Genomic DNA, 388 nt, shown 5'->3' on the forward strand with positions numbered 1-388 from the left:
TATTTGCTTATAAAACGCCGCGGCGTTCTTGATCTCGCTCGATTGATTCGAATAGCGCTTGGAAGTTACCTTCACCAAAGCCGCCATCATCAACTCGTTGAATCATTTCAATGAAGATAGGACCAAATAAGTTTTTAGAGAAAATTTGCAGTAAATAGCAATCTTCGCTTTGGCTATCAACAAGGATTTGATGTTCACGGATTTTTTCTTTGTCTTCTTTAACCCATGGAACACGGTCAAAAATAGTATCGTAGTACTCTGGAATAATATCTAAAGTAGCGATAGTCGATTTATCAAGCTTATCTAGTGAGCTTACTAAGTCGTCAGTTAAGAACGCTAAATGCTGCACACCTGGGCCATTGTATTCACCTAGGTATTCATCAATTTG

1 protein-coding gene is annotated in these 388 nt (G+C 38.4%); it reads right to left on the reverse strand.

Annotated features, from left to right (window positions below; all coding sequences use genetic code 11):
• Positions 1–7: 7 nt before the first annotated feature.
• A partial coding sequence (locus CWB76_RS19235; RefSeq protein ID WP_502704774.1) for a 4-hydroxyphenylpyruvate dioxygenase family protein occupies positions 8–388 on the reverse strand: 381 nt, incomplete at its 5' end.

Source organism: Pseudoalteromonas sp. S1609, assembly GCF_005887255.1.
Taxonomy (GTDB): domain Bacteria; phylum Pseudomonadota; class Gammaproteobacteria; order Enterobacterales; family Alteromonadaceae; genus Pseudoalteromonas.